A 10,124-nucleotide genomic window follows, 5' to 3' on the forward strand; every position below is an offset into this window, starting at 1 on the left:
AGGAGCCGAGTGCGCCTTCCATCTGGGCCATGCCCATGCCCATGTGCGGCGGCTGAGCTGCATCCGCCGGCGCCATGCTCATCGCCGGCATGCCCGTATCCGACGACTGCGCCGAGGCGGGGACTCCGATGGCGCTGGCGGCCAGGCCCGCGGCCGCGACCAGCACAGACTTCATCGGGCGGCGCGCTCCAGGAGTTCGATCAGTTCGGCGGCCTTGCGGCGCTGCTCGTCCTTGTCGCCGCTGACGATGGCGCCTTCGATACAGTGGCCGAGGTGGCCTCGGAGCAGTTCGGTCTCGACCCGCGAAAGCGCGGCGCGCACGGCCTGCACCTGGGTCAGGACGTCGATGCAGTAGCGGTCCTCGTCGACCATCCGCGCAATGCCGCGCACCTGGCCCTCGATTCGGCTCAGGCGGTTGAGCAGCTTCGGTCTGTCCTGGGCATCCATCGGCAGCGCTCCTTGGCGAGGCTCGACTTATATACGCCGAAGGGGTATTTGCAATATACCCTGTAGGGGTATGTGGGACTGCGAGGAGATTGCATCATGGCCGAGCCCTGCGCCCATCACCTAGATCACGGTCAAGCGCCGGGGAGCGCTGCGGCTGGGACGATCTACACCTGCCCGATGCACCCGCAGATCCGGCAGGTCGGACCTGGCCATTGTCCGATCTGCGGCATGACGCTCGAGCCAGAGACCGCGAGTGCGGACGCGGCGCCGAACGCCGAACTGGCCGACATGACGCGGCGCTTCTGGATCGCTCTGGTCCTGACCGTACCGGTTTTCGTCCTCGAGATGGGCGGCCACCTGATGGACATGCATGCGCTGATCGCACCAGCGGTCTCCAGCTGGGTTCAGTTCGCGTTGGCGACGCCGGTGGCGGTCTGGGCCGGCGCCCCGTTCTTCGCGCGGGGCTGGGCCTCGCTGAGAACCCGTCACCTCAACATGTTCACGCTTATCTCCATGGGCGTCGGCGTGAGCTGGCTCTACAGCGTCGTCGCGGTCCTGGCGCCGGGGGCGTTCCCGCCGTCGCTGCACGGCCACGAAGGCGCCGTCCCGGTCTATTTCGAGGCCGCCGCCGTGATCACCGTCCTGGTGCTGTTGGGGCAGGTCCTGGAACTGCGGGCCCGCGAGCAGACCGGCGGCGCCATCCGCGCGCTGCTGAACCTTGCGCCAAAAACCGCCCGGCGGGTCCGCGACGACGGGGAGGATGAGGAGGTCGCGCTGGACCTGATCCGTGTCGGCGACCGGCTGCGGGTGCGTCCAGGAGAGAAGGTCCCCGTTGACGGCGAGCTGATCGAGGGTCGGGTCTCCATCGATGAGTCGCTGGTTACAGGCGAGTCGATGCCGGTGACCAAGGAACCCGGCGCCAAGGTCATCGCGGGCTCCATCAACAAGACCGGCTCATTCGTGATGCGGGCCGAAAAGGTCGGCGCCGACACGCTGCTCGCGCGCATCGTCCAGATGGTGGCCGAGGCGCAGCGCAGCCGCGCGCCCATTCAGCGGATGGCCGACCGCGTGTCGGGCTGGTTCGTCCCGGCGGTGATCGCTGCGGCGGCAGTCGCCTTCGCCGCCTGGATGGCCGTCGGGCCGGAGCCGGGTTTCGCATACGCCCTGGTTGCGGCCGTCTCCGTGCTTATCATCGCCTGCCCCTGCGCGCTGGGGCTGGCAACGCCGATGTCGATCATGGTCGGCGTCGGTCGCGGCGCCCGCGCCGGCGTCCTGATCAAGAACGCCGAGGCTCTGGAGCGCTTCGAAAGGATCGACACCCTGGTCATCGACAAGACCGGAACGCTCACCGAAGGCCGGCCGGCGTTGACCGCCATGCTTCCCGCGCCCGGCTTCGAAGAGGCGGAGTTGCTGCGCCTCTCCGCGAGCCTCGAGCGCGGCAGCGAACACCCCCTGGCCGATGCGATCCTGCGCGCGGCCCAAGCGCGCGGCCTGAAGCTCTCCGAGGTCACGGGCTTCGACTCGCCGGTCGGCAAGGGCGTGCTCGGGACCGTCGACGGCAAGGTCATCGTCCTGGGCGGCGTGCGGCTGATGACCGAGCGGGGCGTGGCGCTCGGAATTCTGGAGGCCGAAGCCGAAGCCCTGCGGCGTGAGGGGGTCACCGCCATCTTCGCGTCCGTGGACGGGCGGCTCGCGGGCGTGCTCGGCATCGCCGATCCGATCAGGGAATCCACGCCCGAGGCGGTGCGTGCGCTGCAGGCGGACGGCGTGCGCCTGGTCATGATGACCGGCGACAACCGCACCACCGCCGAGGCGGTCGCCAGGCGCCTGGGGATCGAAGACGTGGAGGCCGAGGTCCTGCCCGAGGACAAGGCCAAGGTGGTCCAGAAACTGCGCGCTGAAGGTCGTGCGGTCGCGATGGCGGGCGACGGGGTCAACGATGCGCCGGCCCTGGCCGCGGCCGAGGTTGGCGTGGCCATGGGCGCGGGCTCGGATGTCGCCATCGAAAGCGCGGGCGTCACCCTGTTGCGGGGCGACCTGCAGGGTCTGGTCCGGGCACGGCGACTGTCGCGCGCCGTGATGCGCAACATCCGCCAGAACCTGCTGTTCGCCTTCATCTACAACCTGGCCGGCGTGCCGATCGCGGCCGGCATCCTCTACCCGACGTTCGGTTGGCTGTTGTCGCCGCAGATCGCCGCGGCGGCCATGGCTCTGTCTTCGGTCAGCGTTATCGGGAACGCACTTCGGCTGAGAGTCGTCAGGCTCTGACCGACGAACGTTCGAGCTCGCTGAGGCGGGCGAGGCCGATGTATACGTGAATCTACGTATACTGCATCCGTATAGATACGGAGGATACTGTTACCTGAAATTCCACCAATTTTTAAGCTTGAACCGGCAATTATTCATCACGGATGCCCGACAATATATGCAGAATCTAGGGAGGCTCCATTGGATACTTTTGCCGGTATAACCGCCGACCTGCCTCTGACCGCCGTCGGCGTGGTCATCTGGGTGGTCGCGGTCAGCGTGGCTTTCAGCTTCTACATCCCGGTTCTGCGCGCCACCTCCCGTCCCGCAGGTCCTGCCCGCAAGGCGCTTGCGCCGACAGCGCCGTCGCCCTTCGCCATCGAAGACCTGGCGGCCACCGATCCGGGCCACGCCCCCTTCCTAGCCGAGCCCGCCGCCCCGGTCCTGACGCTCGTCGAGCCCACCGCGGCGTCCGAGCCGGTCGCCCTCGCGCCCGCCTCGCCGCCCGACGATTTCAGCGTGCTGATCGTCGATGACAACGCCATCAACCGGCACGTCTTGGAGCTGATCCTCGACAGCGTCGGCGTGGCCCATGTTTCGGTCGAGAACGGACTGGAGGCGGTCCAGGCAATGGAAGCCTGCCCGCACCAAGCCGTGCTGATGGACCTGCAGATGCCGGTGATGGACGGCTTCGAAGCCACCCGCCGCATCCGCGCCCTGCAGTCTCAGCGCGGCGACACCCCATCGTCGATCATCGTGGTCTCGGCCAATTGCCTCCAAGAGCACGTGGCCGCTGGCCGCGAAGCCGGCGCCGACCGCCACTTGGCCAAGCCGATTTCCGTCGCCGCCCTGATCGGCGAGCTGGCGGCCTGCGCCGGGGCCGCGCAACTCGCCGCCTGAGCCTGAGCCTGAGCCTGAGCCTGAGCCTGACGCCGCCCGTCGACTATCCGACTCCTTAACCGTTGTCCGGCTAGGTGCGGCCTGTTCTCAGACGGAAAGCTGGATTTGTGTTCGCCGTCCTGACCTGCATCTTCGTGCAGCACGACCTGCGCCTCGTGGCCGTGGCCGCCGGCATTTGCAGCGTCGCCTGTTGCTCGGCGTTCGCCTTCCATACGCGCGGCCTAAAAGCCTCGGGCGCAATGCGCTGGGCGTGGCTGGGCCTAAGCGCCCTGGACGCCGGCGCGGGGGTCTGGTCCACGCACTTCGTGGCCATGCTGGCCTATCAGCCGACCCTGAAGATCGGATACGACCTGACCGGAACAGCACTGTCGCTCCTGGCGGCGGTAGTGGGGATGGGCGTCGCTTTCTCACTCCCTGCCTGGCGACCGGGCAGGACGCGTGATCGCAGCATCGCCCTGATCGCCGGCGCCGCGGCCGGCGCCAGCATCGCCGTGATGCACTACACCGGCATCGCAGCCATTCGCACCCAGGCCGACGTGTCGTGGAGCATGGCGTACGTGGCGGCATCGATCCTTATCGCGGCGGCTGGCGGTATGGGGGCTTTCGCCGTCCGGAACGTGCTGACGGGTCGCTGGCCGTGGGCGCCTCCCGCCGGCGTCTTCCTCCTCGGAATCGTGGGCCTGCACTTCACCGCCATGACCGCCGTGACGCTCACACCCGATCCCGCCCTGGTCACAGTGGGCGCCGTCATGGATCGCGGAGGCCTGGCGCTGGCGACCGGCGGACTGGCGATGCTCGTTCTTGCAGCCGGGGCGGGCCTGATGCTGATGGAGCGGCTAGGCCAGCGCAACACCTTCGCCAATGTGCGCCACGCGCTGAACGCCGTGCCAGCCGGACTGGCGTTCTTCGATCCTTCCGATCGGGTGCAGGTCTGGAACGGCGCCTATGCGGCGTTGATGGCCGGCTGCGGGATCGAGGTGGTGGCTGGCGCGTCGCGGCGCGCCCACATCGAAGCCGCTGAAGCGGCAGGGTGGTTCCCCGACGCGGCCGACGACGAGGCCGGCTGGGTCGATGTCCTGGCCGAGCGTCGGCTCGGCGCAGCCGCGGAATTCCACCTGCCGGATGGCCGCTGGCTGCGCCACGAGTCCTTCCGCACAGCCGATGGCGGCGGCGTCGCCGTGCTGACCGACGTCACCGACCAGAAACACAGCGCCGCCGTCATGGCCGCTGCCCGCGACGCCGCCGAGGCCGCCAATCGCGCCAAGTCCGAGTTCCTCGCCAACATCAGCCACGAGATCCGAACCCCGCTGAACGGAGTGTTGGGTGTCGCCGAGGTGCTGACGCGCACTGGGCTTTCGGCGAAGCAAAGCCAGCTGGTGGGGGTGATCCAGCAGTCGGGCGCCCTTCTGAACGGACTGCTCACCGATCTCCTCGACCTGGCCCGCGTCGAGGCCGGCGTGGTCGAGTTGCGTCCAGAGTCCGTGCAACTGGCCGATTTGGTAGGGTCGGTGAAGGACCTCTTCGCCGGGGCCGCCGAAGAAAAGGATCTGGCGCTGAGCGTGGGAATCGATCCCGCGGCCCTCGGCCTGGTCGAGTGCGACCCGCAACGCCTTCGCCAGGTCCTTGGCAATCTGCTGAACAACGCCATCAAATTCACCGAGGCCGGCCAGGTGACGTTGAGCGCGCAGCGGCGCGGCGACCGAGTTCGCTTCGAGGTCCGCGACACCGGGGCCGGCTTCGACGCCGATCAGAAGGCGACGATCTTCCAGCGCTTCCGCCAGGCCGACAACACCGCGACGCGCAAGCACGGGGGCGCCGGTCTGGGGCTGGCCATCTGCAACGACTTTGTGCGCTTGATGGGCGGCGAACTAGGCTGCGACAGCGCGCCCGGCCAGGGTTCGGTGTTCAGCTTCACGCTCGACCTTCCGTGGCTCGAGGCCTGCGCCGAGCCAGCCGCCGAGGCGGCTCCGGACGCCCCGGACGTCGCGCCCAGCGACGACTTCATGGTGCTGATCGTCGACGACAATCCGGTGAACCGCCAGGTGATGGAGCTGATCCTCGAAAGCGTGGGGATCGGGCACGTCTCCGCCAAGGACGGCCGCGAGGGCGTCGAGGCGATGAAGACCGGCGCCTTCGACGCCGTTCTCATGGATATCCAGATGCCGGTGATGGACGGCTTCGAAGCCACGCGCCGCATCCGCGATTGGGAACGCAGCACCCATCGGCCGCGTGCGCCGATCCTGATGGTCTCGGCCAACTGCCTGCCGCAGCACGTCGCCGACGGCCGCGAGGCCGGGGCCGACGCCCACATCAACAAGCCCATCTCCGCCAGCGAACTGGTGAGCGCCCTAGAGGCTCAGATGCACGCCGCCCATGTGGAGCGCGAGAAGATAGCCTAACCGTCGCCGGGCTCTAGCGCCCGTCCACCGAGAACGCCATCAGCACCATGCCGGAGGCGCCCGAGCGGCCCTGGTAGCCTGACGTCACATAGACCGCGCCGCCGGCGACGGTCGCGCCAGCGCCGTCCATCACCCCGCCCTTCGTCTCCTTGCCGGAAACCGACGACATGGGCGCGGCGGTGTCCACGTCCCAGACCACCCTGCCGGTCTGGCTGTCGTAGGCGCGGAAGTGGCCGTTCATGGCGCCGGCGAAGACGATGCCCGGCATGGCGGTCACCGCCTGTGAGATGGCGCCCGTGCAATATGGGTTCTTCCAAGCGCAGGCGACGCTGGGGCTGGGCGCCGACCACAGCAACTCCCCATCCGCGATGCGGAAGGCGTAGAGGCCGGGCTTTGGGTCCTTCACATAGATGTCCGAGATGCCGACGTAGTAATTCGCGCGGTCGGCGGCCGGGCCGAACTCGACCCCGCCCAACGGCCCGCCGACGCTCAGGCGATGTGCCCAGACGACCTTGCCCTTGGCGTCGGGATCCAGGGCATAGACCTGGCTCGATTTCTGTCCGACCAGGATCAACTGCTTGCCGTTCTGGAGTGTGTGCAACACCGGGGCGACGCCGAAGTCGTAGTCCGGCCCGGACGGCGAAGGGCAGTTGGCGCGCGGGGTCGGGCCATAGCAGCCGATGATGTAGTTGTCGCCCTTGGTGAGCTGATTGGCCCAGCGGATCGCCCCGCTCTTCAGGTCCAGCGCCACGACCGCCTCGGCCTTGTCCATCGCGAGGTCGGTGTAGCTGTCGCCGGTGGTCACGTAGAGCAGGCCGCGCCTGGCGTCGATCGTCGGCGACCCCCAGATCGCCGCGCCCGCGGGCCCGTACATCTGCACGCCCTTGGGGTTCTTCTTGAACGGTTTGGGCTCGGGACCCATGAAGGTTTCCCACGCCACCTTCCCACTGGCCGCGTCGACCGCCACCACCGCGCCGCGGAATTTGCAGCATTCGTACTTGTCGTCGATGGCGATGGCTTCCTCGGCGGACGAGACGGGGATGTAGAGCCGGCCGGCGTGCAGAACGGGCGAGCCGGTCATCTGCACCTCGTTCTGGTTGTCGACCCTGGTCTTCCAGATGAGCGCGCCGGTCTCGGCGTCGAGCGCATAGGCGGTGCGCTCGGTCCAGCCGGTGAGGAAAGCGGCGTACCTTCCGTTCGCCAACTTGCCCACGGTGACGCTGCTGCGCGATCCGCCGGGCACATCGAAGCGCCAGTAGGCGCAGCCGATCTGCGGGTTGAGCGCATAGACCGCGCCGGAGCTGGAGGCGAGGAATAGCCGTCCGCCCGCCACTGTGGCCTGGCCGTTGCGGGTTCCCGCATAGGCCAACGCCCATTTCAGCTTCAGGCGAGGAACCTCAGCGGCGCTGAGGCCGGGCTTGGGCTGGAAGCGGCCTTGCGTCTCGCCATTGCCCCAGCCGTTCCAGGCCGGTCCGGCCAAGGTGAACGCGCCCGGCTTGTCCGTGCAGGCCGGAGCCTCCAGCACGCCAGCGCCCAGGCCTCCGTCCTTGCGGGCCGACAAGTAGGCCGCGACCGAGGCGATGTCGTGCGGCGCCATGCCGAACGCCATCGGCCGCATCACGCCTTCCACCAGGGCGGAGACGATGAAGGTCGGGGTGTTCTGGGCGATCGCAGCCTTGGGCGGGATGCGGCCCGAGGGGGTGTCGTGGCAACTCGCGCACTTCGACTTGTAGAGGTTCTCGCCCAGCGCCGGGTCGCCGCCGGCGCCAGTAAACTGGCCCATGCTGCCGTTGCCGCCCTCGGCTTGGGCGGCGCCTTCGGCCGAGGTCGGCGCCGGCTTTGCCTGGGCCCGGGCCTCGGCCATCACGCAGGTCGCCAGGGCCAGGCCCAGAGCCAGGGCGCTCATGCTGCGCATCGACTTCAAGTCCGGACCCCGTCTGCTGGAGGCGTCGGACGACAGTGTCCGACTCCAGGCCGCGCCGCCAGCCGATCCGGCTGGCATCCGAACGGTAGGCCATTAAGTCTGCGATGTAAACTAGTCTATGAAGAGAATGGAAATATACGACAATGGGTCGTCAGGGGTTCGGCCTATTGCGGCGGAGGCGGCGTTTCCGGCGTGCGGCAGGGGCGGCTGTCGCTCAGCCGTGGATCGAACATGGCGTAGCCCGGTCCGGCTACCTGCCGGCAAGCGAGGCTGGCAGGGTCCGCGGCGCCGCCCAAGGCCAGGCCCAGACCGAGGCTCTGGCGCCCCTCGCCGGCGTAGCGGTCGCCGTAGCGGCCTTTGAACTCGGTCTTACTGACGGCGATGCTGAGCGTGCCGGTCTTGCCCACCGGCAGGTCGCTTTCCACGAAAGCGCTGCGGTAGCCGTTGGAGCCGACGCTCACATCGACCACGCCGTGGACCTGGCGCGGCGCGTCCCCCGAGACCACGCCGCTGGCCGTGTCCTTCGGCAGGGCGAGCGCCGGCGAGCTCTTGAGATAGGCGTCGATCTGGTCCGCCACGTTAGATGATGCGCCCGCGGCGGTGGATGATGCGCCGGTGGCGGTGGAGGGTGCGCCCGCGGCGGCGGGCGGGGCCGTGGTGACCATTTCCGGGTCGCCGGCGCGGGCGGACCCAGCCAGCGCCAGAGCCGCCAGGGCGGCCAGGATGAGATGAGGGCGTCGGGCGCTGGTCATGCCTGCATCCTGCGCGCCGCAAGCCGCTGGAATAAGGCAGCGGCGAAATGTGACGGCAACACAGCGGCGCAAGGTTGCGCCACGTAAGCGTGTGAAGTTGTGTCGCACGCCGGGGCGCGCGCGTGTCGCCACGCCTTTCCAGGTCCTTTTCAAGGGGTACACGTATGATCCGTCAGACCGCGGCCGCAATGGTCGCGCTGGGCCTTTCCGCCACAGTCGCGTTCGCGCAGCCGCCGCAGCCGCAGACCAATCCCAGCGCCTCGGCCCGTGCGGCGCGCGTCACCCCGGATGAGCCGCCGAACAACACCGGCCTCGTGGTCGAGCGCCGCACGGTCCGCGGCGCCGAAGCCGGCGAGCACAAGATCGGCGACAGTGACATCGCCACCGCTCCGGTCAACGAGGTCGCCAAGGTCTCGCACCACACGGTGACCATCGACGGCAAGACCATCCCCTACACCGCCACGGCCGGCACGCTGACGCTGCGCTCGGACGACGGCAAACCGATCGCCTCGATGTTCTACGTGGCCTACACCGCCGACGGCCCGAAGGATCCCAACCGCCCGGTGACCTTCAGCTACAACGGCGGCCCGGGCTCGTCGTCGCTGTTCGTGCACATGGGCCTGGCCGGTCCGATGCACGTGATGACCGACTCGCCGAACGCCACGCACAATGCGCCGTTCACGATCACCGAGAACCACCAGTCGCTGCTCGACAAGTCCGACATGGTGTTCCTCGACGCCATCGGCGCGGGCTATTCGCGCCCGCTCGGCGACACCAAGGGGACCGAGTTCTGGGGCGTGGATCAGGACATCGACGCCTTCGCGCGCGGCATCCAGCGCTACATCACCATCAACCACCGATGGAACTCGCCGAAATTCCTGTTCGGCGAGAGCTACGGCACGACCCGCTCGGCGGGCCTGGTCTATGCGCTGCAGCAGCGCGGCATGCAGGTGAACGGCGTGCTGCTGCTCTCCTCGGTGCTGAACTACGGCGCCCACGATAGTGGCTTCGACCACTCCTACGTCAGCTACGTCCCGAGCTTCGCGGCGACCGCCGTCTACTGGAAGAAGTCGGCGACCCAGCCGGCCGACCTGCCGGCCTATCTGAAGGAAGTCCGCGCCTGGGCGGCGGGCCCCTACCTGGCGGCGCTCACCAAGGGCGGCAACATCTCGCCAGAGGAATTCGACGCCACCGCCAAGCAGCTCTCGGCCTACATCGGCATCCCGGTGGACTTCATCAAACGAGCGAACCTGCGCGTGGACTTGTCCCGCTTCCGCACCGAGCTGCTGCGCGACCAGAACCGGATTCTCGGCCGCTACGACACCCGCTTCACCGGCATCAACACCGACAACGCCGGCGAGAACCCGGAATACGATCCGTCGGACACCGGCATCAATGGCGCTTACGTCGGCGGCTTGCACGACTGGCTGGAACAGGGTCTGGGCTACACGACCG

Annotated in this window: 7 protein-coding genes; 4 read left to right on the top strand and 3 right to left on the bottom strand. The window is 68.4% G+C overall.

The window, feature by feature from the left end; genetic code table 11:
- Positions 1 to 171: 171 nt before the first annotated feature.
- Positions 172 to 447: a metal-sensitive transcriptional regulator gene (locus E8A12_RS15325; RefSeq protein ID WP_293370328.1), complete on the bottom strand. Its 276-nt coding sequence runs from the start codon at positions 445 to 447 to the stop codon at positions 172 to 174.
- 96 nt (positions 448 to 543) lie between these two features.
- Between E8A12_RS15325 and E8A12_RS15330 the strand changes: the two genes are divergently transcribed.
- The 3 genes from E8A12_RS15330 to E8A12_RS15340 all read left to right on the top strand — a co-directional run bounded on the left by E8A12_RS15330 (position 544) and on the right by E8A12_RS15340 (position 5,993).
- Entirely contained in the window at positions 544 to 2,715 is a 2,172-nt protein-coding gene (locus tag E8A12_RS15330; protein WP_293370330.1) for a copper-translocating P-type ATPase, read from the top strand.
- Positions 2,716 to 2,895: 180 nt separating this feature from the next.
- The gene (locus E8A12_RS15335; protein WP_293370332.1) at positions 2,896 to 3,594 is read left to right on the top strand and encodes a response regulator; all 699 of its coding nucleotides are present in this window, start codon (positions 2,896 to 2,898) and stop codon (positions 3,592 to 3,594) included.
- A 107-nt stretch (positions 3,595 to 3,701) separates the two neighbouring features.
- Entirely contained in the window at positions 3,702 to 5,993 is a 2,292-nt protein-coding gene (locus E8A12_RS15340) for an ATP-binding protein (RefSeq protein ID WP_293370334.1), read from the top strand.
- A gap of 13 nt (positions 5,994 to 6,006) precedes the next feature.
- On the opposite strand, the gene E8A12_RS15345 is transcribed toward E8A12_RS15340, so the two are convergent.
- Together E8A12_RS15345 and E8A12_RS15350 are read right to left on the bottom strand one after the other, a co-directional pair.
- On the bottom strand, positions 6,007 to 7,899 hold the full coding sequence (locus tag E8A12_RS15345) for a PQQ-binding-like beta-propeller repeat protein (RefSeq protein ID WP_293370336.1): 1,893 nt from the start codon (positions 7,897 to 7,899) through the stop codon (positions 6,007 to 6,009).
- Between the two features lie 182 nt (positions 7,900 to 8,081).
- A complete protein-coding gene (locus tag E8A12_RS15350; protein ID WP_293370338.1) occupies positions 8,082 to 8,669 on the bottom strand; it encodes a hypothetical protein in 588 nt (195 codons plus the stop codon).
- Positions 8,670 to 8,833: 164 nt separating this feature from the next.
- On the opposite strand from E8A12_RS15350, the gene E8A12_RS15355 reads away from it, so the two are divergent.
- Positions 8,834 to 10,124 (top strand): peptidase S10 (locus E8A12_RS15355; protein ID WP_293370340.1); only part of this gene is annotated, 1,291 nt, incomplete at its 3' end.

Origin of the sequence: Phenylobacterium sp. (assembly GCF_004799395.1) — a bacterium.
Classification (GTDB): Bacteria; Pseudomonadota; Alphaproteobacteria; order Caulobacterales; family Caulobacteraceae; genus Phenylobacterium.